The following is a 24,608-nucleotide window of genomic DNA, read 5'->3' as shown; positions in this document are numbered from 1 at the left end:
TTAGTTCATGGGGAAAGCGGCGGTGAATAAGGCGTACGAGGACATCCGTGCTGCCCTTGCTGTGCTTCATGCCGAGGTCGAGGGGTGCGGTCCCGAGGCGTTTTCGGTGGCTGATCCGTTGGCTGGTTTGGTGAATGGTTGCCTGGACGTTCTTGCGGGGGCCCGTGAGGTGGAGGCCGGGTTCGCAGGGTTGAAGTCGAAGGCCGCTGTGAAGTACGCGGAAAGCGCCCATGCGGTTGCCGGGCCGGATGAGCCAGTGCAGGCGCAGGAGACGGCGGTCGCGGCCGAGATCGGGTGCGTGCTGGCCCTGGGGCCGCGGGCTGCGGGATCGTTCCTGGCCGCCTCCCACGCCCTTGCCACCACGCTGCCCAGAACCCTTGCGGCCCTGGAGGCCGGGGACCTGTCCTGGCAGCACGCCCTGGCCATGGTCGACGAAACGGCCAGTCTTGATGCCGCCGGAGCCTCCGCGCTTGAGGCCCATTTTCTCGACCCGGACGCGCCGGACCCTGCCAGGGGATGCCCGGTGGGGCAGATGCCGGCGCACCGGTTCAGGACCAAGGCCCGCACCTGGCGGGAACGTCATCATGCCGAGAGCATCGAAATCCGCCATGCCAAGGGGGTAGCGGACCGGCGGGTGGAAGTCCGGCCGGACGATAACGGCATGGCCTGGCTGTCGGCCTACCTGCGTGCCGACCAGGCGCTGGCGGGGTGGAACCGGCTCACCGCCACCGCCCGGAGCATGCAGGGCCCGGACGAACATCGCAGCATGCCCTAGCTCCGCGCTGACGACTTCGCCGACGCGATCCTGGGCAGCGGTACGGCAGCCGGGGATGCTGAAGACGGTGAAGCAGGACATGTACCGTCGCCGCGGATCCGGGCCCAGGTCCTGGTCACCGTCCCGGTGTGCTCGCTGACGGGCCAGACGGACGAACCGGCCGTGCTGGACGGCTACGGGCCGATCCCGGCGTCCATGGCCCGGCAACTGGTCGCCAACGGCGCCGACTCGTTCTACCGGGTGCTCGTTGACCCCCGGGACGGGGCGCCGCTGGAGATCGGCCGGACCAGCTACCGGGTCACCAAAGCGATGCGGGCCTGGCTGCGGCTGCGGGACGGAAAATGTCCGTTCCCCGGGTGCAGCAACAACTCCATGGACAACGACGCCGACCATCTCCTCGCCTGGGCCAACGGCGGCACCACCGGGATCAGCAACCTGGGACAGCCCTGCCGCAAACACCACCGGCTCCGACACACCACGGGCTGGACACCCACTCCGGCTACCAAGAACGAGCCACCCGGCTGGCGTTCACCCACCGGCCGGCACTACGCCAGTGAGCACCAGGACTGGGAACCACCCTGGTGGCCCGAGGGACTGCCAGCCGGCGTCCAGCCGCAGGCGGGACACCCGCCGGACTTTGTCTTCACCGGGCAGTCCCTAGGAGAGGGGGCCCTGGAGCGATTCCTGCATGGGTAGATGCTTCCTGTGCGCGTCGACGGGGGCGAGGCATTCGTCGGCGCCCTGTCCGGGGTTCCGTCCGCCTCCGGTCCGGGGTCCTGGCTGCTGCCCGACAGATACCTTGGCCTGGCCGCTGTCCAGTACCCCGGTTCTGTCTGTTCTCCAGTTCAAAGCAGGCTTGGGGGCGCACGCAGTCCCGCATCGGCGGCTTCTCTCAGGCGTCAGGCAACATCGACCTCAGCTCTCGTGCACGGGAAGCCATGGCCCGACGCTGGTCTCGGGTGAATCTTCGCACCTGTAAATCAAGGACTGCCCGGCTGCTCACTGCTCCGACGCCCAACAGTTGACCCACACGACGGATTGCTTCATCCACGTTTTCTGAATCGTCAACCAACTGGAAGACTTCATCGCGCCGATCGATCGCCTGCACGAGAGCCTCAACTATTGCCAATTCGTCCGTCATATGCCGCTCGTCCTCGCCCATGCCGCGATTCTCGCACGACCAGAAGCTTCGAAGCATTCCCGTTCAGTTCCGGGACCTCGCCCGCGTACATAAGGGACGTCCGTACTTTGCGACCTCGTTTCCGTCCTGTGGCCAGGGCCATCTGCTAGCCCCACTGACGCGAGAACGGAGACAGTAGACCCCCAGCGATCCGGCGAATATCCCAAGGGCAATTCAGGTACCGGCTACTCGTTTCCGGGTTCTGCATGATTCGTAGACTTCGGCCACAGGGCGGATGTTCTGCACCCGCCCGGCCGTCAGAAAGGGGCAAGAGGTGTACGGAATTGATCGAATCTTTCGGGATTCTCCGTCAGGTTCCTGTCCCTCCGGCGATTACCTGAGCATGGACCGATGTCCGCAAGCGTTGTCAGGGCTTTTCACAGGGGAGGGACTGTATGTCGTTCTTTACCGCATTGGTGACCAGCAAGGTCGCGGCCGGGCTGCTGGCCGGGGGAACCATGGCCGTCGGAGGCGCGGCCACCGCGGCCTACACCGGTACGCTCCCGGCGCCGCTGCAGCAGGGCAGCCATGAGCTGATCGGCGCCCCGGCGCCCGCGGACGTGCCCACGGCTTTCCCGACTGTTCCGAATCAAAGGCCGGACGCTGCCGGGCAGGGACAGGGGCAGGGTCGGGAGAAAGCTGCCGACGCAGCGGGAACCGACTCCGACGACGGCGTGGGCCCGGATGCCGCCGGACCGGCAGCCTTCGGACTGTGCACCGCGTTTACTCACGGGGGCCTTGATCCGGCCTCCACCGCCTACAAGTCCCTGGCAGCGGCGGCGGACGGCAAGGGCGGAATCGCCGAGTACTGCAAGTCGGTTCCGGCTCCGGGCAACTCCGCGGGGCACCGTCCGGACAAGCCAGGAAATCAGGACAAGCCGCACAAGCAGGACTGGCAGGACGACCAGGACGACCAGGACAAGCCCGACGCTGACCGGTCATCCCACCACGGCACACCGGGCCAGGCCAACAGCGGGCAGCCCAGTTCGGCCCAGGCCAACAAGGGAGCCTCGCACAAGCCTGCCACCGCAGGGAAACCCTGAGCCAGGGCGCGCGGGATGTCCTGGGGGCGGGTAGCGCGGCTGAACCCCGACGACGTATCGGCGGCGTCGGGCGATGGCGACCGCGCGTCGACGTTCACCGCCTTCTACCGTTCCCTGTCCCCGGCAGTTGCGGGCTATCTGCGCGCCGGGGGAGTGGATGACCCCGAAGCCGTGACGCACGACGTGTTCCTGGCCCTCTATCCGAAGCTCGGTGCGGTCCGCGGGGGAGCGGAGGGCATCCGGGTGCTGGTCTTTTCCATCGCCCACGCACGCCTGGTGGACCACCACCGGCGCCGGGGAAGGGCAGCTGCGCCCGTGGAATATGACCCATGCAGGGACACGCGCCTGAGCGCGTCGGCCGAAGACCAAGTGGTGGCCGGCGACGCCGAAGCGGACGCCCTGGCGATGCTCGCCGGCCTCAGCGCGGACCACCGCGAGGTCCTGCGGCTGCGCATCATCGCCGAACTCCCGGTCAACGAGGTGGCAGCCATCATGCAGAAATCGCCGGCGGCCATCATGCAGCTCCAGCACCGTGCGCTGGCCAGCCTCCGGAAACAGCTCACCGTGGAGAGCGGGGTGCCGGGATGACCACCGGGCACACACTTCACGACGAGCAGGTGGTCGATCAACTGCTCCTCGAAACCGGCTGCGGCGACGCACCCGAACTGAAGGCAGCCCTGCTGGACCTCCGCTGCTTCGCGAACGGGCCACCGGTGGTCCCTTCCTGGGAACTGGCTGCACTGATGGTGGTGGCTCCCGCCAGCCCGGAATTCGCCAGCCCGGAACCCGCCGGCCTGGCGCCCGTCAGCCTGGACGCCGTCCGGCGGCGCAAGCACCGCCGCGCCACGCTCACGGTGCTGGCGGTGGCTGCGTCCATGGGAGCCGGCACGGCCGCCGTCGCCGCAACCGACCCGGGATTCCGCGAGACAGCGCAGCAGACCATCACCACCGTCGTCGAAGCCGTCACCCACGCCCATTCCGGCCGGCCGGCACCGGCTCCCGCCCACAATCCCGGCTCCGCCGAGGCACCATCCCGCGTTCCGGACCTTCCGGCGCCCGCGCAGGACGCACCGGGCAGGACCGGAACCTCCCCGGGGAAACCGGCGGCAACGCCGCCGGCCCACCCCACGAAACCATCCCCGGCACAACGGGGGCACTGAAAGAAGGTTTTGCCATGGACAACACCCCTGACTACGAGTACGTCACCATCCCCGTGGACAGCCGGCCCCGTCAGCAGGCCAAGGAGCTGAAGAAACTCGCCAAGGCGGGCTGGGAGGTGGTGGCCATCCGCCCCGGAACCATGTTCGCGAACCTCAGCGCAGCCCCGCAGGCCCTCTGCCGGCGGGTCGTCAGCTGACCGGCAGGGCCCTCAGTAACCCCCGGGGTTGGTGGACTCGCAGGTCTGGTCGCTGCCGGTCTGCGCCACCACGCTTCCACCGGAGTCGGCGGACGACGGCGGGGCGGCGGGTTTGGTGCCGGTGGCAAAGTCGGTGCCGGCGTACAGTTGCACGCCCTGGACATTCGCAACCTGCATGATGCTGCTGGCCGGCAGCCCGAACAGTGCAGCCACGTCAGCGGCAACGTCCTCGAACCCGGCGCCGTAGTAGACCATGGTCTGCTGCTGCACCTGGCCCTGCAGCTTGGTCACGTTGGTGAAACCGGCCTCGGCAAGGATGCCCGCGATGGCCGTGGTGCGCCCGGCCACGCCGGTTCCGTTGGCGATGGAGACAGGCTGCAGCGACTTGTCGTAGGCGGGCGGCGCAGGCGTGGTGGGCGCCGGCGACGGGGTGGCGGCGGGCTGGCTCAGGTCCGGGTTGTTCCGCAGCGCGGTGAAGAAGTTGGACGCTGCCGGTTCATCGAGCGCGAGCCGGTTGGGGTCCTCCGTGGCGGGGACGGTGGGCGCGGTGATGAAGTTGACGCTGGCGGGGTCGATGTTCTTCAGCCTGTTGGCGATGGTCAGCAGCGACGGGACCGAGGACAGCCCGGAATCAACCGTCAGGTTCTTGGTGACCGTATCGGCGATGGTCAGCGTCTTCTCCGGGTTGGCCAGCGTGCCCTCGGACTTGAGCTTGCGGGTGAGCGAGGCCAGGAAGCCCTGCTGCGCCTTGATCCGGCCCAGGTCCCCGCCGTTGGCGAAGGCGTGCCGGGTGCGCAGGAACGCCAGCGCCTGCTCGCCCTTTACCTGGGAGGTACCGGCGGGCAGCTTCAGCCCGGAATCGGGATCGTTGACGGCGTCGCTCACGCACACCTCCACGCCGCCCACGGCGTTGGACAGCTCCTTCACGGCGTTGAAGTCGGCCATCATGAAGTAGTCCACCTCCAGGCCGGTGAGCTTGTTGACGGTATCCACCGCGCAGCCGATCCCGGCCTGGGCCATGGCGCTGTTGATCATGGCATCCTGCCGCGCCGGGTACTTCTCGCCCGTTTTCGAGTCGGTGCACGCCGGGACGTCCACCAGCAGGTCACGGGGGAAACTCACCACGTTGACGTGCTTGTTGTCCGCCGAGATGTCCAGCAGCATCATCACGTCCGATTGCCCGTACCCGGACGAGTCCTCCGCCGTGCCGTACTTGCTGTTGTTGCCGCTCCGGGTATCCGAGCCGAGCACCAGGATCTGCAGCCGGTCCGTGCTGTCATTTGCGGTCCCCTCGGTCCGCTGGCCGCCGGCCGTCAGCTCCGACGTACTGAGGTTGGACTGCAGGCGCCACACCCAGTACCCGCCAAACGCCAGCACGCCAAGCAGCATCACGGCCACGGCGGCGGTGAGGACTTTGACCCAGCGCGGCTTCCGGCGGGAAGCACGACGGCGGGAGGTACTGGCGGCGTACAGCTCGCCTTGGCCGGGATAGGACACGGGGCCGGAGTGGGGATTCTCCGTGCCGTCCTGCTCCGGGCCGGGGGAATTCTTGGAACCGAGCACAGCAAAATAACCTTTGGAAGGGGGCAGGTGTCGCAAAAGCCTACAGGCCGAAGCTGGCAATTCCCTTTGAATGGGAGTGGGAGCGGCCCTGCCGCCACGCGTCCCGGCCGTTGGAGGCGTACTCTATGTTCTCGGTGGTGCCCGCTCCGGTTGTGGAGCGGCGATGGGGGATGCCTGCGGCCGCAGGTGAGGAAACGGACAGATGAATACAGGACAACAACAGACGGCGCATGTCCGCACACCCCGGCAGAGGAAACGCACCCTTGCCTTCCTGCTCGCCGACGACTCCCCAGGCCGCCTGCGGCCGGTCATCCTGGCAGCCGTCCTGTCACTGTCGGCGATCGGCCTCGTGGAGGTGGCATCGGCGTCGTCCGTGGAATCCGTGGCGGCAGGAAACAATCCGTACGATCTCCCCCTCAAGCAGGCCATGTGGACCGTGGCCGGCGTGGTGATCATGCTGGTGCTGGCGCGGCTGCCCGTGCAGCGGATCCGCAAGCTCGGCTGGCCGCTGCTGATCGGGTCTCTGGTTGCCCTGGTGCTGGTGTTCACGCCGCTGGGCATGTCCGTGAACGGCAACCGGAACTGGCTGAGCGTGGGCGGCTTTACCGCGCAGCCCTCGGAGTTCGCCAAGCTCTCGCTTATTGTCTGGGGCGCCGCCATCCTGGACCGGAAACAGGCGCTGCTGGGGCAATGGAAGCATGCGGTGGTCCCGGTGCTGCCCGCCGGCGGACTCATCATGGGCATCGTGGCGCTGGGGCACGACCTCGGCACCACCATGATCATCATGATGATCCTCGCCGCCACCATGTTCTACGGCGGGGTGCGGATGAAGGTGTTCTCAGTGGCGGGACTCTTCTGCGCCATTGCAGCACTGATCCTCGCAGCCACCAGCGGCAACCGCATGGGCCGCATCTCCTCCTGGCTGGGCATGGGGTCCGCCGAGGACGCGCAGGGCGTGGGCTACCAGGCCACCAACGGCACCTACGCGCTGGCCTCCGGCGGCTGGTTCGGGCTGGGCCTGGGGCAGAGCCGGCAGAAGTGGAACTGGATCCCGGAAGCACACAACGACTTCATCTTCACGATCCTCGGCGAGGAACTGGGCCTGGCCGGCACGCTGATGGTGCTGTGCCTCTTCGCGATCCTGGCCATCGCGGTGTTCAAGACGATCGTCCGCGCCCAGGACACCTTCTCCCGGATCGTGGCCTGCAGCGTGATCACCTGGATCCTGGGGCAGGCAGTGATCAACATCGCCATGGTCAGCGGCCTGCTGCCGGTGATCGGCGTCCCGCTTCCGTTCATCTCCTACGGCGGCTCGGCCATGGTGTCCTCGCTGGCAGGAATCGGAATTGTCCTGGCAGTGACGCGGCCGGACGCCCCGGGTGGTGGGGGTCCGGAAGCGCGCCGTGCCGGGGCTGGTGCCTCCAGAGCCCTGGCTGGATCGACAGCCCGCCGGGAAAACGGGCGCCGTCATGAGTACCAGCGGTAACTTCCGGGGCGACGCCGGCAGTGCTCCGGCAGTGCCCATGACTGCCATCCGCTTCATCCTGGTTTTCGGGATCGTCAGTGCGCTGATGGACATGGTGTACGAGGGCGCCCGCAGCGTCACCGGCCCCTTCCTGGGCGCGCTGGGCGCATCCGCACTGCTGGTCAGCGTGGTCACCGGTGCGGGAGAGGCGGTGGCGCTGGTGCTGCGGCTGGTGTTCGGGCGGCTGGCGGACCGGCCCGGGCTGCGGTGGACGCTGGCCCTCAGCGGATACGGCCTCACCGCGTTGTCCGTCCCGCTGCTGGGGATCACCGACGCCCTGTGGGTTGCCTGCCTGCTGGTGCTGCTTGAGCGTCTGGGCAAGGCTGTGCGGAGCCCGGCGAAGGACACGATGCTCGCCGAGGCCGGTGCCGGCCTGGGGCAGGGCAAAGCGTTTGCCCTGCATGAGGCGCTGGACCAGGTGGGCGCGCTTCTGGGTCCGCTGCTGGTGGGTGCGGCGCTGGCGCTGAGCGGAACGTACGGTCCGGGATTCCTGCTGCTGGCGGTTCCCGGGCTCGCGGCCATGCTGATCCTGTTCCGGCTCAAGCGGCGGGTTCCCGATCCGGCGGTGTACGAGGCTGCGGTGCCGGCCGCCGAGCTGCCAGCCGCCGACAGTACGCCGGTCCCGATGCCGCGGCAGTACTGGGTCTACGCCGCCTTCAGCAGCCTGACCATGTTCGGCTACGCCACGTTCGGACTGCTCTCGTTCCACCTGGTGTCCACCGGGCTTCTCCCGGCCGCTTGGGTCCCGGTCCTCTATGCCGTGGCCATGGGGGTGGATGCCGTGGCGGCGCTTGTGTCCGGCTGGCTCTTCGACCGCATCGGGTTGAAGGTCCTCCTGGTGCTTCCCGTCCTGGCCGCGGCGGTCCCGTGGCTGGGTTTCAGCAGCAGCACGGCGCCCGCGGTGGTGGGTGTACTGGTGTGGGGAGCGGCGATGGGCGTGCAGGAAAGCACCATGCGAGCAGCTGTCGCCGGCCTCGCCCCGGCAGGGCGCCGCGGCAGCGCCTACGGCATGTTCACCGCCTGCTACGGCCTTGCCTGGCTGGCCGGAAGTTTCCTGATCGGCCTGCTGTACGAGCAGTCAGTCCTCGCGCTGGCAGTCACCCTTACCGTCGTCCAGGCAGCGGCCCTGGCGATCTTCCTCGCCGTGCAGCCCGGTACTCGCTGAACCTTCATCAACCCGTCTGGCTGCCCCTCGAAGCTCAGGCAGCCGCCCCGGAAGGCTCGGGGCACTCGGTGCAGCGGACGCTCGCAACCAAAGCGCCGGCGTCGTCCTTCTGGAAGTGCGTGACGTGGTTAGTAGTCCTGCCGCACGAGGGGCAGAAGCTTTGGCTTTGTTTTGTCCACATCCCTGAATAATACGGACTCGGCCCGCAAACAGAAGGGTGAGGGGCCAAGCATGTGGAACTCCGCAGCCATACCTTTACCTGATCTTGACCGAAACCCTTGGCGATCCTTCAGAAATCGCGCAGGGTGCGGGCGTAGTTTGGCCCCATCACTTAGTACAACGCAGTACGAAGGAGCGCAGGACAATGACCATCACCGATTACTTTGTGGCCCTGGGCGGCATGCTGGCAACGCTGGGGGCGGCGGGATTCGTGGCCGCCGGCCTCATCCGGGCACGGGCGCGGCACTGATTCTTTGCCGCTCTCAGGCAAAGGTTCGTGGTTCCAGCTGGGCTGCCAGCGCGGCCGTGGGCACTGCCTTGAGGATGCCCTCGGCCACGCTGCGCACTTTCACGCTCCGCTGGCGTGAGGCGCTGGCGAGCTTGCTGAACGCCTCCGTGTAGGAGCAGCGGTTCTGCGCCATGATCACCCCGCAGGCCACATCGATGGAGGTCCGGCCCTCCAGGACCTCCTTCAGGTTGTCGCCGGCCCGGTTCACGGCGTGCACGTCCAACGCCAGTTTCAGGCTCTTTGACGCTACCTCGGCGAATGATTGCGCCTCCTGCACCAGGTGGCTGTCGAACACGGCGCCGGCCGGGACCAGCAGGACCAGCACGCCTGTTGCTTCGGGCTCCAGCCGGAGCGGGACCGCAAGCGCCAGGCCGTATCCATGCTCCTGGAGCCGGCGCCGGTACCCCTGCCACCGGGGCGAGGAAGCGGTGGCGCCGATGACAGCAATCCGGGACAGCGTGCCCTGGGCCATCGGGCCGTTCACCTGTACCTCCTCAGCTTCGGCCAGGGCGGCGGCGGCCGGGCTGCTTCCGGCGCTGGCAGGAGCAGAGCCCTTTCGATGGAGCGTCACGGCGCAATCGGCGGCACCTTCCGTTCGCCCGCTGAGCGCCTTCGCCGCAGCACGGGCAAGCTTGAGCAGGGACTGCACGTCGTCCCCGGTGTCCGTCACCAGATCCAGAAGGAACCCCTGCCGGTCCTGCCCGTCGCCCGCTGGATCACCTGCCACCGTCCACCCCCGTCTGCTGCTCCGCGACGCCGGTGCCGCGGGTTTCCCTGAATCTATGGGCCGGCCGCGGCTGCGGCACGAGTAGCGGGTACTCTACTTTTCCGCGGCCCGGGGGAGGGGTACCTGCCTTCGCCGCACGGGCACGTACCTTCCAGCCCGGTTACTCCCTCCCGCCGGGATCCTGGCCCGCGGACTTCCCCGGAAAGACAGGGTCTGGCGCCCGGGGCGGGGCAGGTAACCGGGCTGGAGCGAACGCGGCCGAGCTGTCGGAGACCACCCGGCCGCCGTCCAGCACCACCGCCCGGTCCGCTTTGCCGATGTCCTGGGGATCGTGGGAGGACTCCAGTACAGTCACCCCGCGCCGCAGTTCCTGCTCGACGGCGGCCCGGACCAGCAGGTGCGCGGCGCTGTCCAGGCCTGCCGCGGGTTCGTCCAGGACCAGGATGTCCGCCTCCTGCGCCAGCCCCTGCGCGATCAGGGCCCGCTGCCGCTGCCCACCGGACAGTTCCAGGAGTTGCCTGCCCGCCAAGTCCGCGATGCCCATCCGTTCCATGGCGGCGGTGACTGCGCGCCGGTCGCCGGCCAGCAGCGGGAGCAGGCCCCGGCGGTGCGGCCAGCGTCCCATCTCCACCGCCTGCCGGACGGTGCACGGCATGTTCTGCGGAGTGCGGGGCAGTTGGATGACGAACGCCGGGCGCGAAGCCGTGACCACCGATCCAAGTGCTGGCCGCAGGACTCCCGCGGCCAGCGCCAGCAGCGTGGATTTTCCCGAGCCGTTCTTCCCGGCCAGCACCGTGTGCGTGCCCTTGGTGAAAGCCAGCGAAACACCCTGCAGCGCCTGCCGGTCCGGATAGGCATAGCCCGCTCCGCTGAACACTACTTCTGCATCATTGTTGAGAATCATTCTTATTAAGATACGCTGGGCCGCGATGGAATGGTTACTTGATCCCCTGAGCGTGTCCTTCGTCCAGCGCGCATTGCTGGGCGGCTGCCTGGTTGCGGTGTTCTGCGCCGTCGTCGGTACGTGGGTGGTGGTGCGCGGCATGGCCTTCCTGGGCGACGCAATGTCCCACGGCCTACTGCCCGGCATCGCGGTGGCCTCACTGCTGGGCGGCAACCTGCTCCTGGGGGCGGCCGTCAGCGCGGCGGCGACGGCGGCCGGCGTCTCGGCCATCACACGCAACCGCCGCGTCTCGCAGGACACGGCCATCGGGCTGCTGTTCGTGGTGATGCTCTCGCTCGGGGTGATCATCGTGTCCGCGTCCGGCTCCTTCGCCGTGGACCTCACCGGAACGCTCTTTGGCGACGTGCTCGCGGTCAGCGCGGCCGACGTCGTACTGCTCGCCACCGTGTGCGCCGTTGTCCTGGCGGCCGCTGCGCTGTGCCACCGCGCCTTCCTTGCCGCAGCCTTCAACCCGCAGAAGGCGGCCAGCCTGGGGCTGCGCCCACGGCTGGCCCACATGGTGCTGCTGGCCCTGGTGACCCTGGCGGTGGCGGCGTCCTTCCAGGTGGTGGGGACACTCCTGGTCTTCGGGCTCCTCGTCGCCCCGCCGGCTGCCGCGCTGGTGTGGGCCCGGTCCGTCCAGGGAGCCATGATGCTCGGCTCCCTTATCGGCGCCGCCAGTGTGGTGTTTGGCCTCTTGATGTCCTGGCACGCCTCCACCGCAGCCGGTGCAACGATCGCCCTCGTGGCGGCCCTGTCCTACTTCGCCTCCGCCCTGGCCCGGGCCATGGTCCACCGCTTGATCCGGCCGCCCGGCACACCCGCCGTCGAACCCCTCCCGTCCGAGTCCCGCCTGTCCGAAGTCAGTCTGTCCGAACCGCTGGAAATGGAACCCCTGCCCCGTGCCCCGCACCACGCCTAAGCCCGTACTCCTCCTGCTCAGCCTCCCGCTGCTGCTCTCCGCCTGCGCTGCGCCGGACGCCGCGCCCCACGCGGCCCCGTCCGAGCCCACCCCGCATGGCTATGTCGCCGGGGCGCAGGAGAATCCCGAGCCGCAGGCCGGCCTGCTCACCATCAACGCCGGCACGGGGGAGGGGCAGCTGCTGTCCCTCCTCACCGAAGAAACGTCCGACGCCGGCACTTACGGGCCCGTCAGCGCCGCCCAGGTGGACGGACGCTATGCCCTGCTCACCACGGCGGCGGGCGTGCGGGTGTTCGATACCGGCGCGTGGACCGTGGACCACGGCGAACACAAGCACTACTACAGCGCCCCGCCGGGGCCGGTGGGGGCCCTGGCAGTGCCGGACCCGGGCGCGGTGGCCGGGGACGGCAAGTCCATCGCCGTGTTCTCCCCGTCCGGCGGCTACGCCTCGGTCTACCGGCACAAGGACCTCGACGCCGGTTCAATGGCCGAGGCATTCCGGATCACCACGTCTCCGCATTCGGGGATGGTGGTCCCGTATGCGGGCCACTTCATCGTGTCGGTCGCCGGGTCCTCCAGCGGAGATCCTGCTGGGGCCTCCCTTGCTGGAGACCCGGCCGCGGCCGGCGGGGTGGAGGTCCGCGACGCCTCGGACGCGGTGGTGCTGGGCCGGCAGGACTGCGCCGGCCTGGCCGGGCATGCCTACGTCCGGGCCGGCGTGGTGTTCGCCTGCGCGGACGGGGCGCTGCTGGTCACCGGGGATGACCGTGCCTTCGCTGCAGAGAAGGTTCCGTATCCCGACGGCGGTGCGGGCCTCCCGCCGGCCACCAGCCTCGGGCACCGTCCCGGCTCGAATGAGCTCGCCGGGCCGGCCGGCGGTTCCGGCATTTGGCACCTGGACGTCGCCAAGCGCACCTGGACGTACCTGCCCACGCCGGTCCCCGCCGTGGCCGCCGCGGCGGTGGGTGACGGGAAGCGGGTGCTGGCTGCCGGCGTCGACGGTTCCCTGCTCACCATCAACCCCGGCACGGGCGAGGTCACGGCCCGGGTGGCCCTGCTGTCGCCGGGTTCGGCGGACCGGGCACAGCTGCGCATCGACACCTCGCGCGCCTATGTCAGCGACCCCGTCAGATCCGTGGTCCACGAGGTCGACTACGCGGACGGGCTCCGCGTCGCCCGGACGTTCGACGTTCCGGCCGCGGACCTCCTGCTGGAGACCGGGCTGTGAGGCCGGGGGCGGTGGTGGGCCGAGCCGCGCTGTGGCTGGTGCTCTGCCTCGGGCTGGGATGGGCGCTGGCCGGCTGCTCAGCCGCGGCCGCGGGGCGGCCCACCGTGGTGGTCACCACCAACATCCTCGGCGACATCACCCGCAACGTGGTGGGGGAGCAGGCGGAGGTGGTGGTGCTGATGGGTGCCAACGCCGACCCCCATTCCTTCGGGATCTCCGCCAAGCAGGCGGCAATCATCGGGAGCGCGGACCTGGTGATCCACAACGGCGGGGGACTGGAGGAGAACGTCCTCAACCACGTCGAAGCTGCCGCAGCGGAAGGCGTGCCCACGCTCACGGTGCTGGACGCCGTCGAACCCCTGGTATTCGGTGCCGGCGGGCCGGGCGGCGGGACGCAGGACCCGCACTTCTGGACCGATCCTTCCCGGGCGGCGAAGGCTGCGGCGGCGATCGTCCGCAGCGTGGCCGAGCACGTGGACGGGGTGGACACCGGCGCCCTGCGCTCGCAGGAGGCAGCCTACGTGCAGCAGCTGGGGGAGCTGGAGTCCTGGATGAATGCCCGGTTCAGCTCCCTCGACGCCGGCCACCGCAAGCTCATCACCAGCCACCACGTGTTCGGCTACCTGGCACAGCGGTTCGGCTTCGAGGTGATCGGCGCCGTGGTTCCCAGCGGGACCACGCTCGCTTCGCCCAGTTCGGCTGACCTCAGCGACCTCACCACCAAAATCCGCGCCGCAGGGGTGGCGGCCATCTTCGCCGACTCCTCCCAGCCCGAGCGGCTGGCCCGCGTCCTCGCCGCCGAGGCCGGGCAGGACATCGCCGTGGTCCCGCTCTTCACCGAATCCCTGGGCGCCGACGGCTCCGGCGCCGCCACCTACCTGGACATGATGCGCACCAACACCGAACGCATCGCCAGCGCCCTGTCCTGAAGAAGAGCTGTCCTGAAGAGGAGCTGCCCTGAAGGGGAGCTGCCCTGGCACCCCCGAATCCACAATCCCGAGAAGAAAAGGAACACCATGCTTCACCGCACCACCCCCGTCCGCCCGCTCGCGGCGCTCACCCTCACGGGCCTGCTGCTCACCGGCTGCGGGGTCAACGGCACGCCCGCGGGGAACCAGCAGGCTGCCTCCGCTCCTGCCGTGGACGCTGCGCAGCCACGCCTGGTCACCACGTACGACGGCGGCATCCAGGTCCTGGACCCCGCCACCTTCGAGGTGCTGGGCGACTTCCCGATGGCCGGGTTCAACCGGATCAGTCCCGCAGGCGACGGCTGGCACGTCATCATCTCCACAGCGAAGGGTTTCGAGGTCCTGGACACCGGAGCGTGGACCGACGGCGGCACGCACCATGCACAGGCACCCGCCATGACGGACATCGTCTTCCCCACCACCAAACCCGGCCACGTGGTGCGGCATGAGGGCAAGACCATCCTCTTCAGTGACGGGACCGGCGAGGTAACGGTCTTCACCTCCGCTGACCTGGCGTCCGGACAACCCCAAGTGGAAACCCGCCGTGCGGAAGAGGCCCACCACGGTGTCGCCGTCGAACTCTCCAACGGCGAGCTGGTCCTCACGCTGGGGAACGAGGAGGAACGCCCCGGCATCGTGGTGCTGGACAAGGACGGTAAGGAGATCGCCCGGAACGAGGACTGCCCGGGCGTGCACGGGGAAGCCACTGCTGCGGGCGAGGCCGTGGTGATCGGCTGCCAGACCGGGGTCCTGGTCTACGCCGGCGGCGCCATCACCAAACTGGACAGCCCCACCGCGTACGGGCGGATCGGAAACCAGGCGGGCTCGGAGGAATCCGTGGTGACCCTGGGCGACTACAAGCAGGACAAGGACGCGGAACTTGAACGGCCACAGCAGATCTCGCTCATCAACACCGAAACGAAGTCGCTGGCGTTCGTGGACCTGGGAACCAGCTACAGCTTCCGGTCGCTGGCCCGCGGACCGCACGGTGAGGCGCTGGTACTCGGTACCGACGGCGCGCTGCACGTCATCGACCCGGACACCGCTGCCGTAACCAACAGCTTCCCGGTCATCCCTGCCTGGGAAGAACCGCTCGACTGGCAGGAACCCCGGCCCACCGTCTACGTTAACGGCCACACCGCCTACATCACCGACCCCGGCACCAACACGATCCACGCCGTGGACGTCGAGAGCGGAAAAGTCACCGGCACGGGCACGCTGGAGCACACCCCGAACGAGCTGGCCGGCGTCACCGGCTGACTGGCCGCGGCGGGGTCAGCAGTGCTCGCAGCAGACCTCGCCGCGCCAGGCGTTGACGCCCTCGCGGACGGCAATACCGGCGATCGCCAGGGCCGCGACGGCATCCGCCCACCACCAGCCCAGGGCGCCGTTGAGCACCAGGCCAACCAGCAGCACAGCCGAGAGGTACGTGCAGAGCAGCGTCTGCTTGGAATCTGCGACGGCGGTCGCGGAACACAGCTCACGGCCGGCACGCCGCTGCAGCCAGGACAGGACGGGCATGATGCCCAGGCTCAGGGCGGCGATCACGATTCCCGGCACCGAATGCCGCGCCTCGCCGCCGCCGGCAAGGGACCGGACCGCGTCCACCGAGACGAAAACCGCGAGGGCAAAGAACGAGAGGGCGATGATCCGCAGCGTCAGGTGCTCGCGCCGCTCCGGGTCCTTCGCGGCGAACTGCCAGGACAGGGCCACGGCGGAGGCAACCTCGATCACCGAGTCCAGGCCGAAGCCCAGCAACGCGGCGGAATCAGCCACTCCGCCGGCCCACAGTGCCACCACTGCCTCGATGATGTTGTAGGTGATGGTGGCCGCGGCGAGCAACCGGATGCGGCGGGTGAGTACGGCGCGGCGGGCACGGGCAGGGCCCAGCTGCAGGCTGGTCATGCCGTGCACGTTCCGTCCGGTGCGCAGCAGGCCGGGTCCACTGCCAGGACCACGCCCAGGAGGTCCCGGACGGCGTGGCCCAGCTTGGCATCGGCCAGTTCATACCGGGTCCGCCTGCCGTCCGGAACGGCCACCACCAAACCGCAGCCACGCAGGCACGTCAGGTGGTTGGACATGCTTTGGCGTGAGACGCCGATCGAATCGGCAAGGTCCGAGGGGTAGGCGCCGCCATCAGCGAGGGCCAGCATGATCCGGGCCCGGGTGGGGTCGGACACTGCATAGCCAAAGCGCGCGAGGACCGGCGCATGGGTGAGGGTTTCCATCGAACCGAGAATACAGCCATCCGTGTATTCAGATCCAGCTGTATTCAAGGCCCGGCGGAAGTCATGGAAGAAGAGAGGGTATCCGGCTCACTCTGGCCCGGAGTCTGGGCGCTGCGAGCTGCCGGGTGCGTTATGCGGCCAGGCGGGCTGCCGGTGCCGGCCGATGTCGGCGTTCAGCCAGCACGCTGATGGTGCACGGTGCCTGCTCCGGATCGATCTTTGCCGGCAGGTGCCTGGTCTCGGAGGCGGCGCGGAGCATCTCCAGCGCCTCGTCATCCACCAGCGCGTGCGAGATATCGAGTTCCAGGTCCAGGCCGCCCTTGAGGGAGTTGGCCCGCTTTGCCACGACGTAGATGGCGTTGATGCTGTGGATGGTGATGTGCCCCTTTGCAATCACCTGAGCTTTGGCGTGGTCCAGGTCCACCCGGACCGCGATGTTCAGCTTCGAATTCAAGGTGTAAAGCCTTCCCCTGCATTGGCTGCGACGCTGCAGCTTCTTGCTTGGCCCGTTTGCTTGAGCCTCCATTAGATTAGGGAACGAATGTGATGCACGCAACACCAGCCTATTTATTACGCCGAATGTTCTTTCCCTCCCGACCACGCAGCCCTGCCACCGAAGGACAAACATGAGCAACCATCAGCTGATCATCATCGGCTCAGGCCCTGCCGGCTACACCGCCGCCATCTACGCCGCCCGCGCCGGGCTCACCCCGCTGGTCCTGGCCGGTGCCGTGACGGCAGGCGGTGCGCTGATGAACACCACCGAGGTGGAAAACTTTCCCGGCTTCCCCGAAGGCATCCAGGGCCCGGAACTTATGGACGGCCTGCAGCAGCAGGCGGAAAGGTTCGGCGCACGGATAGAGTTCGACGACGTCACCTCCGTCGACCTCAAGGGTCCCGTCAAGCGCGTGGTCACCGGCGGCGGGGAGACGTACGAGTCCAAGGCAGTGATCCTGGCCACCGGCTCGGCCTACAAGGAACTTGGCCTGCCCGAGGAAAAGAAGTTCAGCGGCCACGGGGTGTCCTGGTGTGCCACGTGCGACGGGTTCTTCTTCCGGGAGCAGGACATCATCGTGGTGGGCGGCGGCGACTCCGCCATGGAGGAGGCAACCTTCCTGACCCGCTTCGGAAAGTCCGTGACCGTCGTCGTCCGCAAGGGCGAACTCCGCGCCTCCCGCATCATGGCGCAGCGGGCCAAGGACAACCCCAAGATCCGCTTCGCCTGGAACTCTGCCGTCACCGCCATCCACGGCGACGGAAAGGTCACCGGAGTCACCCTCACGGACACCCGCACGGGTGACACCCGGCACCAGGACGCCACGGGCATCTTCGTGGCCATCGGACACCTGCCGCGCACCGAGCTCGTGGCCGGTCAGGTGGACCTGGACGGGGAGGGCTACATCAAGGTGGACTCGCCCACCACCTGCACCAACCTCTCCGGGGTCTTCGCGTGCGGCGACGCGGTGGACCACCGCTACCGGCAGGCCATCACGGCAGCCGGAACCGGCTGCGCCGCTGCCCTGGATGCCGAGCGTTTCCTGGCAGCCCTGGAGGACGCCGCCAGCATTGCGACGGCGCTGGTGGAGGAACCCACGCACAGCTAAGGGCGGGGCCTCCCTGGGTCAGACGACCTCGGGAAGCCTCCCCGTTAACACCGAAACGGGCGCCGCGGACCAGCGCTCACGCTCCGGCTCATACGAAATGACCATGGAGGCGTCGTTCTCGCGCGCCTCGTCGATGGCGAGCAGCAGGGCGTCCTCCATGTGCCTGGCGTATTCCAGCCGCTCGGGCAGGCTTCCCTGCACGCCGCCGTCGTCAATCAGCACGTGGCCCTTGCCGTCCACGATGACTTTCAATGAATACCCGCGGTCCTCGTACAGGGACCCCCGGGTGGATGAAATTTCTGTGACTCGATCTGCCCGGACCAGCCCGTTGCCCAGCGTGCGGATCCACACTTCACCCATGAAATGACCTCCCCTTTGGCTGGAGGCGCGATTCAGCGCCCCATAAGGCGAACGCTACTCCTCCGCGGGCCTTTTGTGACCCCCGAATTTATGCGGACAGTGGCCGAAATCCGCGGGGCCGGCCCAGTACTGTGACACAAGCCCGCGGCGGCGTTCGGCTATGGTGAATGGCGGCAGCCTGAGGAGGATGTTTCAAGAATTGTTGGAGGTTGACATGTGGTCGAAGCTGGACACCTACCTTTACCCTCTCCGGCCTTCCACCCAGTGTCCTGCAGGGACCTTTGAACTGGACGTGGCTTCGGGAAACATGCAGTGGTCCGAGGGGTTGTTCGGCATCCATGGGCTGGGCAAGGGTGAGGTTGTGCCCACCTTCGAGCTGCTGATGGCCCACAAGCACCCCCTGGACAGGGACCGGGTGAGGGCGCTGTGGATGGACCTCCTGGCCGGCGGGGGCCAGGGTGCGCTCCTGCACCGCGTCATCGACGTCAAAGGCAGGGAACGGCGCGTCTTCTCGGCTATCCAGGCCGAGGCTGATGCTGCCGGACGGGTGCCCCGTGCGCACGGATTCATGGTGGACATCACCCAGAGCCTGCGCATCGAGTCGCAAAACGCGGCCAGCGAAGCCATCGAAGGCGTGTACGCGCACAAGGCCGTCATCGAGCAGGCCAAGGGCATTGTCATGGCCCTGTTCGGAGTGGACGCCGAAGCAGCCTTCAATGCCCTGGCCGATCAAAGCCAGCATATTAACGCCAAGCTCCACGTTGTGGCAGAGGAGCTGGTCAAGTCGGCGGCGGACGGGAACGCCCGGGAAGCGCTGGCCGGGTTCCGGCTCTCCCGCTGACTGTCAGCCCATGACCTGCTGGCGGGGTGATGTTCCAACAGGCCCCCGAGGTGTTGACCCCGCGGGTAGCGAAGGTAGGCGTGAGCCACAGCCAGCTGCTTCCAGCCATCAGGAGGGCGATTCCGCCCAGGGTACGCAGGGTGAACATTTCCCACCACCTCCTGCAGCCAGCTTCCTTGGTGTGGCCGGAAGCGAAACAGTGCCGAACGGCCCGCCAGGCCCCTAATTCGAGGGTTGCGCACCGCTTGAAGAGGGCGGCCGGAGGGACCTTCGGCACTTTTGGTGGCCTGTGGAGCCGGGGCAGGCTGTTGGCATGGCGGACCGGACTTCCACCAGGAGCGGCAGCGTTGGCTCAGTCATTGTCAACGCCCTGCTGCTGTGGGGCATCAATATCTGGCCGGGCTGGCAGGTGGTGCCATTCCTGACTTCCGGCATGACCCGTGTCCTGGACCTCATCAATGCGTCCCTGATCGCGGGCATCATCGTGAACCTGGTGTTCGTGCTGGTGCGCAACAGCGCCATCATGGCGCTCGGGAACCTGGTGGTCCTCGGCATAGGGCTGGCGGCTGTGATCCGGATGTGGGAAGTCTTCCCCTTCGATTTCGGGAACAGCTGGTCCGGCTGGCCTGTGCTGGTGCGGGTGTTCCTGGTACTCGGCATCGTCGGCTCGATCATCGGCGCCGTGGTGGAGGTGGTGAACCTGTTCCGCGGCCTGGCAGGTTCCAGGGCGCGAACCCGCTAGGGATCTGCAGGACCGTCATTCGAAATGCGTGACGACGGTGGGGTCATGGGCCACGGAGGCCACAACCCTTGACGCCACATCGCGGAGCTTGAGGTTGCGGGTGTTGGAAGCGCTGCGCAGGATCCGCATGGCGGTCTCCTGGTCGCACCGGTTTTGGGCCATGATGATGCCGGCGGCGAGGTTGATGGTGGTGCGGGACTGCATGGCCGCCGTCAGGTTCTCCCGGTCCTCCTTCAGCTGGGCCACCCGGACCGCCATGCGCAGCGACTTTGACGCCTGCGCGGCGTGGGCCTCCGCGTTCTCAATGTCCTCCGCGCTGAACGCGTGGGTATTTGCCGCGTAGAGGTTAAGTGCTGCGCCGGCTTCATTCTCGAGCGGCAGCGGAACGGAGAGGACGGAGCCGATCCCCTCTGCCCAGGCGGTGGAACAATAGTGCGCCCACCGGGTTTCATCCTCGAGGTTGGGCACATGGATGGTCACCACATCCCGAAGCGCCGTCAGGCAGGGCCCCTCACCGAACGCGTACTGCAACTCGTCCATTGCATGGACCTGGGGGTCGCTGGTTGCCACCGTGGCAGGCCTGCGGTGCCGCAGCAGGGTCACGCCGCAGAGCAGCCTGTTGTGCACTGAAAGGGTTTCGGCGGAGTACGTGACAAGCTCCTGCAGCAGCTCCGCTACGTCGGAACTTTCCAGGACCAGATCCTGGAGGTGTTCCGCGGTCCCTTGCCGCGGTGTGCGGTCTTCGACCATAAGGCATCTTTCCCACATGGCCATGGCACCTTTGCTGACCGGAACGCGTGGATGTGCTCAGTGCGGAACAGCCCGTTTGCGATGACACTTCCAGTCTAGGGCTGGCTGCCGCCGGGGGACCCTCCGGGCCTACCTTTTCTTGTCCCCATCGTGGCAGGGTCATGCCGCTGGCCTGTCAGGGCGCGGCCATAGGATAAATCTGATGACTTCCCCGGATGATCCCCAGCCCTTCAGCCTGCGCAAAATCGCCGTCGCCGCGTTTGGGCCCACCCTGCTTTTCGGCATCGGCCAGGGCGCGATCCTCCCGGTGGTCGCCTTGTCCGCCCGCGAACTGGGCGCCTCCGTGGCAGTCGCGGCACTCATCGTCACCCTCATCGGACTGGGATCCTGGTTCTTCAACCTGCCCGCGTCCCTGGTGACCCTGCGCTTCGGTGAGCGGTGGTCCATCGTGGGTGCCGCCGTCGCCGCCGGCCTGGCCCTGGCGGCGGCCGCCCTGTCCTCCGGCGCCCCGCACGGACTGTGGCTGCTCGCCGCGGCGATGGCCGTCGTCGGAATGTCCGGGGCTGTGTTTGGCCTGGCGCGGCAGAAGTACCTGACGGAGGCGGTGCCGGTGGAGTTCCGCGCCCGCGCGCTGTCCACCCTGGGCGGCGTCAACCGCATTGGCGTGTTCCTCGGCCCGTTCGCGGGCGCAGCCGTGATGCAGTTCGCCGGCCTCGCCGGCGCCTACTGGGTAGGGGTGGCGGCCATGGCGGCTGCCGCGCTGCTGTCGCTCACCATCCCGGACCTCACGACGCCGGACCCCGCCCCGGGCGGGCACGCCGGCCCCCAGCCCACACTCCGCAGCGTCGCGGCCTCGCACGCGGGCGTGTTCCTTTCGCTGGGCATTGGCATCCTGCTGCTCAGCGCGCTGCGGTCCTCCCGGCAAGTGGTGATCCCGCTCTGGGCGGACCACCTGGGCATGGACGCCACCTCCGCGGCGCTGATCTACGGGCTGTCCGGGGCGATCGACATGCTGGTGTTCTACCCCGCCGGCAAGCTGATGGACCGCAAAGGCCGGCAATGGGTGGCGGTCCCGTCCACGCTGCTGATGGGGACCGCGCTGCTGCTGATCCCGATGACCGGCTCTTTCACGGGGCTGCTGCTCGCGGCCTTGCTGATCGGGTTCGGCAACGGGATCAGTTCCGGGCTGGTCATGACGCTCGGCGCCGACTTCTCGCCCGACCGCGGCCGCGGCCAGTTCCTGGGCCTCTGGCGGTTCATGGCCGACGCCGGGTCCACCGGCGGCCCCGTGCTGCTCTCCGGGGTCACGGCGCTCGCCTCGCTGGGCGCGGGGATCTCGGCCACCGGCGTCCTGGGGTTCGCGGCGGCGGCCGTGTTCGCCGTCGTGATTCCCCGCCTGAAGCACCGCCGGAACTACTGACCGCCGTGTTTGCCGCGCGGGTTGGTGGGTAGGCCGCGGTGCGAGGTTATCCTCGACACATGAGTGAAACGGGCACAACCGCTCGCATCAGTCCACTGCAGAAGGCCGTGTGGTGGGCGCAGGACTATGTGTACGCCGGGATCTGGCAGGTCCGCGGGTTCCTGTCACGCGTGCAGCCGGGGTCCTTCCGCGAGGGCGGCCGCGCTCCCGTGCTGATTATCCCCGGCGTGTACGAAAACTGGCAGTTCATGATGCCGCTGATCCAGGCCATCCACGACGCCGGCCATCCCGTGCACGTGGTCACCGTGCTGCAGCGCAACAAGCTGAGAGTGCCCGAGGCCGCCAAGCTGGTGGCGCAGCACCTGGAGGAAGCGGGCCTGCGCAACGCCATCCTGGTGGCGCACAGCAAGGGCGGGCTGATCGGCAAATACGCCATGCTGTCCCTGGATCCGGAGCGCCGGATCGACCGGATGATCGCCGTGTGCGCGCCGTTTTCCGGCTCGCGCTACGCCCGGTACATGCTGCTGCCCAGCCTGCGGATCTTCTCGCCCCGCAACCCGCTGACGCTCCAGATGTCCCGCGAACTTGCCATCAACAGCCGCATCACGTCGATTTACGGGCCGTTCGATCCGCACATCCCGGAGGGCAGCGTCCTGCCCGGCGCCACTAACATCGAGCTGCCGGTGGCGGGGCACTTCCGGATCCTGGGCGACTCCGAAACGGCCCGGATCATTGTGGAGCAGCTGAGCCTGCCCGCCTGACTCTTGGTGTCCTTTCGGTTCCGGCCCCCGACGGGCCGGAACACGGGTCAGGACGCGGACGGGCCCAACCTGCTGCCGTGCTGGTCGGCGGCCGGCGCTTCCGGCCGCGGCTCCTTCAGCTCGACGAAGATACAGTGCGTTGGTGTTTCGCCGGTATTGGTTCCGGAATGTTCCTGCGCGTCCAGCCAGCGGGCCTGCGCTGCCTGCAACTCCACATCGACTTCCTTGTCGCCGGACCGGAGGCGGCGGGTGAAGGAGCTGAGCGTGACCATCACGCTGTCCGGGTGGGAGTGGGTGCCGGTGCTGTCGCCGGGTCCATCGCTATATTCGAGGACGCGGACCCGGTCGTTTTCAAAGACAAGCCGGTAGTGCTGCGGATTCACTGCAATGGGATCGGCCACCGGATACCCCTTTGACTGATGGGAGCTGCGTCCCACGATGGTACGTAGGGATCATAGGTCGAGTGCCCGCGTGCTGCAACGGGTAAGCAGGCCTAGTCTGAATTGAACGAATTGCTGGTATCCGAAGCCAGCGTTCCGCTCGTGGCGGTGAGCGTGCACCCCGTTGCTTTTCCGGCGATTTGCAGGTCTGGGAAGGTGGCAACGCCGGAGGAGGCGGCGACGGTGAGGGTGCCCTTGAGGGTGCACACTGAGGTGACGGTGACCTGGTCGGTAGCCGTTGTTGGGTTGCCGAAGGCGTCCAGGATCCTTACCGTCACGGCCGGGGAAATCGCCACGTTCTTCAGGACCGACGCGGCGATGGGATCGAACTTGAGCCTGCCGGGTGCTGCGGCGGTGATGGATACGGGAATGCCCGCCGGGGATGCCAGGCCTGGTGCTGTGGCCGTGATGGTGGCGGTTCCGGCCTTGGTGTCGCCATAGAAGAATGATGCGGAGGCCGCACCCGCTGCGATGACCACGCTGGTGGCTTTCGCGCCGTTGGCGGCGGCGGAGAAGAATCCGGTTGCGCTCGAGGAGGACAGGGTGATGGTGGTGGTGCCAGCGGTGGCCGGGTTGCCGTAGGTGTCCTGGCGCTGCAGGGTCACCGGGCCGAGGAGGGCGGCCGAGGAAGCGGTCCCGGCAAGGGGCGAGCCGGCGGTGACGACGAGCTTGCTTGCCGCCGCGGCGGTGACCGAAAAACCCGTGCTGGTTGCTCCGGCGTACGCGGCACTGGAGGCGGCGAGGGTGTAGCCGGCTCCCGCCTTGTCGATGGACAGTCCGCTGAGGGTGGCCACCCCGCTGGGGTTCGTGGTGGCCGTGACCGTACCGCTCAGGGTTCCGCCGCCGGGGTTGGTGCCGATGCTGATGGTCACCGGCACGCCGCCGGTCAGCAAGGGATCACCGGCCATGGTTTGCAGCTGCACCGTCAGCGTGCTGATTGCGGATCCTGCAGTAACGCTGGTGGCCGGCTGTGAGGTGAAGGCGAGTTTGGCCAGGCTGGATACTGTGACTGATCCGCTGGATGAACTGGCTGCCGTCCATGAGCGGTACACTGCCGTGACCCGGTACTGGAAAGTGGCTTCCGGGACGGAAGCGTCCTGGCAGGACGTTCCCGTGATCAGCGACGACGGGCCGGAGCCGCAGGCAGCGGCCGTTGTGCTGCCGCTGGTTCGGGTGACGTAGTAGCCGGCGGGAGGCAGCGTACCGGCCGATCCCGTCCAGCTCACCGCCACCGTTGAGCCGCTGTTCGCCGGCACCGTCACGTTGGTGGGCGGAAGCAGGGTGGCGACTGCCGCCGTCGCGCTTCCCTTGCCCCAAGCCGCCCAATACGCTGCCGCAGGTGCCGCGCCGAAGACGACAGCCAGGCAAAGGACGACGACGGCGGCGACGCCGGAGCGCACGGTCCCCTTAAGGACCACCAGCTCCCGCCGATCGCCCTGCTGGGCGTCGGGGGAGCTGGTGGCGGGCATGGGACCTTCCGTCTGTCGGCCTTGGGGGTGGAGGCGGACTTCTTTACCATCGCGCCAGGAAGCTGACGCTCTGGGTCAGGAACGTCAGT

The 24,608-nt window shown here is 68.1% G+C and carries 26 protein-coding genes and 1 pseudogene; 16 read left to right on the top strand and 11 right to left on the bottom strand.

Translation table 11 applies throughout. From position 1 onward, the window contains the following. Positions 1-7: 7 nt before the first annotated feature. Positions 8-1,471 (top strand): annotated as a pseudogene (locus tag AC3IMC_RS08680) (HNH endonuclease signature motif containing protein). A gap of 196 nt (positions 1,472-1,667) precedes the next feature. Here AC3IMC_RS08680 and AC3IMC_RS08675 read toward each other — a convergent pair. Then, positions 1,668-1,937: a DNA gyrase subunit A gene (locus AC3IMC_RS08675; protein ID WP_490918049.1), complete on the bottom strand. Its 270-nt coding sequence runs from the start codon at positions 1,935-1,937 to the stop codon at positions 1,668-1,670. Positions 1,938-2,350: 413 nt separating this feature from the next. On the opposite strand from AC3IMC_RS08675, the gene AC3IMC_RS08670 reads away from it, so the two are divergent. From AC3IMC_RS08670 to AC3IMC_RS08655, 4 genes are read left to right on the top strand one after another with little or no spacing between them, the layout of a single operon-like run. After that, positions 2,351-2,998 (top strand): hypothetical protein, encoded by a 648-nt coding sequence (locus AC3IMC_RS08670; protein WP_490918048.1) that lies wholly within the window; start codon positions 2,351-2,353, stop codon positions 2,996-2,998. Between the two features lie 15 nt (positions 2,999-3,013). Beyond that, the gene (locus AC3IMC_RS08665; RefSeq protein ID WP_490918047.1) at positions 3,014-3,586 is read left to right on the top strand and encodes an RNA polymerase sigma factor; all 573 of its coding nucleotides are present in this window, start codon (positions 3,014-3,016) and stop codon (positions 3,584-3,586) included. Further along, positions 3,583-4,158: a hypothetical protein gene (locus AC3IMC_RS08660; RefSeq protein WP_490918046.1), complete on the top strand. Its 576-nt coding sequence runs from the start codon at positions 3,583-3,585 to the stop codon at positions 4,156-4,158. The genes AC3IMC_RS08665 and AC3IMC_RS08660 overlap by 4 nt, the downstream gene beginning before the upstream one ends. Positions 4,159-4,172: 14 nt before the next feature. After that, complete coding sequence (locus tag AC3IMC_RS08655; protein WP_490918045.1) at positions 4,173-4,355, top strand: DUF4177 domain-containing protein; 183 nt, start codon at positions 4,173-4,175, stop codon at positions 4,353-4,355. 12 nt (positions 4,356-4,367) lie between these two features. Here AC3IMC_RS08655 and AC3IMC_RS08650 read toward each other — a convergent pair whose 3' ends face one another. Continuing rightward, complete coding sequence (locus tag AC3IMC_RS08650) at positions 4,368-5,918, bottom strand: LCP family protein (RefSeq protein ID WP_490918044.1); 1,551 nt, start codon at positions 5,916-5,918, stop codon at positions 4,368-4,370. 202 nt (positions 5,919-6,120) lie between these two features. Between AC3IMC_RS08650 and ftsW the strand changes: the two genes are divergently transcribed. Further along, complete coding sequence (gene ftsW, locus AC3IMC_RS08645; protein ID WP_490918043.1) at positions 6,121-7,404, top strand: putative lipid II flippase FtsW; 1,284 nt, start codon at positions 6,121-6,123, stop codon at positions 7,402-7,404. Next, on the top strand, positions 7,388-8,608 hold the full coding sequence (locus AC3IMC_RS08640; RefSeq protein ID WP_490918042.1) for an MFS transporter: 1,221 nt from the start codon (positions 7,388-7,390) through the stop codon (positions 8,606-8,608). Before ftsW ends, AC3IMC_RS08640 begins: the two co-directional genes overlap by 17 nt. A gap of 482 nt (positions 8,609-9,090) precedes the next feature. Here AC3IMC_RS08640 and AC3IMC_RS08635 read toward each other — a convergent pair whose 3' ends face one another. Together AC3IMC_RS08635 and AC3IMC_RS08630 are read right to left on the bottom strand one after the other, a co-directional pair. Continuing rightward, entirely contained in the window at positions 9,091-9,843 is a 753-nt protein-coding gene (locus AC3IMC_RS08635; protein ID WP_490918041.1) for a GAF and ANTAR domain-containing protein, read from the bottom strand. A gap of 160 nt (positions 9,844-10,003) precedes the next feature. After that, positions 10,004-10,747, bottom strand: coding sequence for an ATP-binding cassette domain-containing protein (locus AC3IMC_RS08630; protein WP_490918040.1), 744 nt, complete (start codon positions 10,745-10,747; stop codon positions 10,004-10,006). Between the two features lie 25 nt (positions 10,748-10,772). Here AC3IMC_RS08630 and aztB point away from each other — a divergent pair, with 25 nt between their 5' ends. The 4 genes from aztB (at position 10,773) to aztD (ending at position 15,164) form a co-directional block, all read left to right on the top strand. Next, positions 10,773-11,708: a zinc ABC transporter permease AztB gene (gene aztB / locus AC3IMC_RS08625; RefSeq protein ID WP_490918039.1), complete on the top strand. Its 936-nt coding sequence runs from the start codon at positions 10,773-10,775 to the stop codon at positions 11,706-11,708. After that, entirely contained in the window at positions 11,689-12,936 is a 1,248-nt protein-coding gene (locus tag AC3IMC_RS08620) for a hypothetical protein (RefSeq protein ID WP_490918038.1), read from the top strand. The genes aztB and AC3IMC_RS08620 overlap by 20 nt, the downstream gene beginning before the upstream one ends. Continuing rightward, positions 12,933-13,865 carry a zinc ABC transporter substrate-binding protein AztC gene (aztC, locus tag AC3IMC_RS08615; RefSeq protein ID WP_490918037.1) on the top strand — a complete coding sequence of 311 codons (933 nt, stop codon included), beginning with the start codon at positions 12,933-12,935 and terminating at the stop codon, positions 13,863-13,865. The genes AC3IMC_RS08620 and aztC overlap by 4 nt, the downstream gene beginning before the upstream one ends. Positions 13,866-13,952: 87 nt before the next feature. Beyond that, positions 13,953-15,164 carry a zinc metallochaperone AztD gene (aztD, locus tag AC3IMC_RS08610; RefSeq protein WP_490918036.1) on the top strand — a complete coding sequence of 404 codons (1,212 nt, stop codon included), beginning with the start codon at positions 13,953-13,955 and terminating at the stop codon, positions 15,162-15,164. A gap of 15 nt (positions 15,165-15,179) precedes the next feature. Here aztD and AC3IMC_RS08605 read toward each other — a convergent pair whose 3' ends face one another. From AC3IMC_RS08605 to AC3IMC_RS08595, 3 genes are all read right to left on the bottom strand, one after another. Then, the gene (locus AC3IMC_RS08605) at positions 15,180-15,809 is read right to left on the bottom strand and encodes a cation efflux transmembrane domain-containing protein (protein WP_490918035.1); all 630 of its coding nucleotides are present in this window, start codon (positions 15,807-15,809) and stop codon (positions 15,180-15,182) included. Then, the gene (locus AC3IMC_RS08600) at positions 15,806-16,132 is read right to left on the bottom strand and encodes an ArsR/SmtB family transcription factor (RefSeq protein ID WP_490918034.1); all 327 of its coding nucleotides are present in this window, start codon (positions 16,130-16,132) and stop codon (positions 15,806-15,808) included. The genes AC3IMC_RS08605 and AC3IMC_RS08600 overlap by 4 nt, the downstream gene beginning before the upstream one ends. Positions 16,133-16,262: 130 nt before the next feature. After that, positions 16,263-16,586, bottom strand: a complete 324-nt coding sequence (locus tag AC3IMC_RS08595; RefSeq protein WP_490918033.1) for a hypothetical protein — start codon at positions 16,584-16,586, stop codon at positions 16,263-16,265. A gap of 172 nt (positions 16,587-16,758) precedes the next feature. Between AC3IMC_RS08595 and trxB the strand changes: the two genes are divergently transcribed. Next, positions 16,759-17,736, top strand: a complete 978-nt coding sequence (gene trxB / locus AC3IMC_RS08590; RefSeq protein WP_490918032.1) for a thioredoxin-disulfide reductase — start codon at positions 16,759-16,761, stop codon at positions 17,734-17,736. Positions 17,737-17,754: 18 nt separating this feature from the next. On the opposite strand, the gene AC3IMC_RS08585 is transcribed toward trxB, so the two are convergent. Continuing rightward, positions 17,755-18,096 (bottom strand): hypothetical protein, encoded by a 342-nt coding sequence (locus tag AC3IMC_RS08585; RefSeq protein WP_221386320.1) that lies wholly within the window; start codon positions 18,094-18,096, stop codon positions 17,755-17,757. Between the two features lie 214 nt (positions 18,097-18,310). Here AC3IMC_RS08585 and AC3IMC_RS08580 point away from each other — a divergent pair, with 214 nt between their 5' ends. Together AC3IMC_RS08580 and AC3IMC_RS08575 are read left to right on the top strand one after the other, a co-directional pair. Beyond that, complete coding sequence (locus tag AC3IMC_RS08580; RefSeq protein ID WP_490918031.1) at positions 18,311-18,937, top strand: PAS and ANTAR domain-containing protein; 627 nt, start codon at positions 18,311-18,313, stop codon at positions 18,935-18,937. A gap of 313 nt (positions 18,938-19,250) precedes the next feature. Beyond that, a complete protein-coding gene (locus AC3IMC_RS08575; protein ID WP_490918030.1) occupies positions 19,251-19,679 on the top strand; it encodes a hypothetical protein in 429 nt (142 codons plus the stop codon). Positions 19,680-19,694: 15 nt separating this feature from the next. Here AC3IMC_RS08575 and AC3IMC_RS08570 read toward each other — a convergent pair whose 3' ends face one another. Next, positions 19,695-20,429 (bottom strand): GAF and ANTAR domain-containing protein, encoded by a 735-nt coding sequence (locus AC3IMC_RS08570; RefSeq protein ID WP_490918029.1) that lies wholly within the window; start codon positions 20,427-20,429, stop codon positions 19,695-19,697. A gap of 202 nt (positions 20,430-20,631) precedes the next feature. Between AC3IMC_RS08570 and AC3IMC_RS08565 the strand changes: the two genes are divergently transcribed. Together AC3IMC_RS08565 and AC3IMC_RS08560 are read left to right on the top strand one after the other, a co-directional pair. Further along, positions 20,632-21,849, top strand: a complete 1,218-nt coding sequence (locus AC3IMC_RS08565) for an MFS transporter (protein ID WP_490918028.1) — start codon at positions 20,632-20,634, stop codon at positions 21,847-21,849. A gap of 59 nt (positions 21,850-21,908) precedes the next feature. Then, the gene (locus AC3IMC_RS08560) at positions 21,909-22,610 is read left to right on the top strand and encodes an esterase/lipase family protein (protein ID WP_490918027.1); all 702 of its coding nucleotides are present in this window, start codon (positions 21,909-21,911) and stop codon (positions 22,608-22,610) included. A gap of 47 nt (positions 22,611-22,657) precedes the next feature. Here the strand turns inward: AC3IMC_RS08560 and AC3IMC_RS08555 are convergent, their stop codons facing one another. Together AC3IMC_RS08555 and AC3IMC_RS08550 are read right to left on the bottom strand one after the other, a co-directional pair. After that, positions 22,658-23,011: a cupin domain-containing protein gene (locus AC3IMC_RS08555; protein ID WP_490918026.1), complete on the bottom strand. Its 354-nt coding sequence runs from the start codon at positions 23,009-23,011 to the stop codon at positions 22,658-22,660. A gap of 92 nt (positions 23,012-23,103) precedes the next feature. Beyond that, positions 23,104-24,519 carry a hypothetical protein gene (locus AC3IMC_RS08550; protein ID WP_490918025.1) on the bottom strand — a complete coding sequence of 472 codons (1,416 nt, stop codon included), beginning with the start codon at positions 24,517-24,519 and terminating at the stop codon, positions 23,104-23,106. Positions 24,520-24,608 lie beyond the last annotated feature (89 nt).

It is taken from the genome of Arthrobacter sp. E70, from assembly GCF_058266945.1.
This window is presented reverse-complemented; position numbering and strand designations above follow the sequence as displayed.

Bases quoted from the DNA above. Each gene is read 5' to 3' on its own strand.
- AC3IMC_RS08580 (WP_490918031.1), top strand. From the start codon at position 18,311: ATGTGGTCGAAGCTGGACACCTACCTTTACCCTCTCCGGCCTTCCACC.
- AC3IMC_RS08550 (WP_490918025.1), bottom strand. From the start codon at position 24,519: ATGCCCGCCACCAGCTCCCCCGACGCCCAGCAGGGCGATCGGCGGGAG.
- AC3IMC_RS08670 (WP_490918048.1), top strand. From the start codon at position 2,351: ATGTCGTTCTTTACCGCATTGGTGACCAGCAAGGTCGCGGCCGGGCTG.
- ftsW (WP_490918043.1), top strand. From the start codon at position 6,121: ATGAATACAGGACAACAACAGACGGCGCATGTCCGCACACCCCGGCAG.
- AC3IMC_RS08565 (WP_490918028.1), top strand. From the start codon at position 20,632: ATGACTTCCCCGGATGATCCCCAGCCCTTCAGCCTGCGCAAAATCGCC.
- AC3IMC_RS08630 (WP_490918040.1), bottom strand. From the start codon at position 10,747: ATGATTCTCAACAATGATGCAGAAGTAGTGTTCAGCGGAGCGGGCTAT.
- aztB (WP_490918039.1), top strand. From the start codon at position 10,773: ATGGAATGGTTACTTGATCCCCTGAGCGTGTCCTTCGTCCAGCGCGCA.
- AC3IMC_RS08570 (WP_490918029.1), bottom strand. From the start codon at position 20,429: ATGGTCGAAGACCGCACACCGCGGCAAGGGACCGCGGAACACCTCCAG.
- trxB (WP_490918032.1), top strand. From the start codon at position 16,759: ATGAGCAACCATCAGCTGATCATCATCGGCTCAGGCCCTGCCGGCTAC.
- aztD (WP_490918036.1), top strand. From the start codon at position 13,953: ATGCTTCACCGCACCACCCCCGTCCGCCCGCTCGCGGCGCTCACCCTC.
- AC3IMC_RS08560 (WP_490918027.1), top strand. From the start codon at position 21,909: ATGAGTGAAACGGGCACAACCGCTCGCATCAGTCCACTGCAGAAGGCC.
- AC3IMC_RS08575 (WP_490918030.1), top strand. From the start codon at position 19,251: ATGGCGGACCGGACTTCCACCAGGAGCGGCAGCGTTGGCTCAGTCATT.
- AC3IMC_RS08675 (WP_490918049.1), bottom strand. From the start codon at position 1,937: ATGGGCGAGGACGAGCGGCATATGACGGACGAATTGGCAATAGTTGAG.
- AC3IMC_RS08660 (WP_490918046.1), top strand. From the start codon at position 3,583: ATGACCACCGGGCACACACTTCACGACGAGCAGGTGGTCGATCAACTG.
- AC3IMC_RS08600 (WP_490918034.1), bottom strand. From the start codon at position 16,132: ATGGAAACCCTCACCCATGCGCCGGTCCTCGCGCGCTTTGGCTATGCA.
- AC3IMC_RS08585 (WP_221386320.1), bottom strand. From the start codon at position 18,096: ATGGGTGAAGTGTGGATCCGCACGCTGGGCAACGGGCTGGTCCGGGCA.
- AC3IMC_RS08655 (WP_490918045.1), top strand. From the start codon at position 4,173: ATGGACAACACCCCTGACTACGAGTACGTCACCATCCCCGTGGACAGC.
- AC3IMC_RS08640 (WP_490918042.1), top strand. From the start codon at position 7,388: ATGAGTACCAGCGGTAACTTCCGGGGCGACGCCGGCAGTGCTCCGGCA.
- AC3IMC_RS08665 (WP_490918047.1), top strand. From the start codon at position 3,014: ATGTCCTGGGGGCGGGTAGCGCGGCTGAACCCCGACGACGTATCGGCG.
- AC3IMC_RS08605 (WP_490918035.1), bottom strand. From the start codon at position 15,809: ATGACCAGCCTGCAGCTGGGCCCTGCCCGTGCCCGCCGCGCCGTACTC.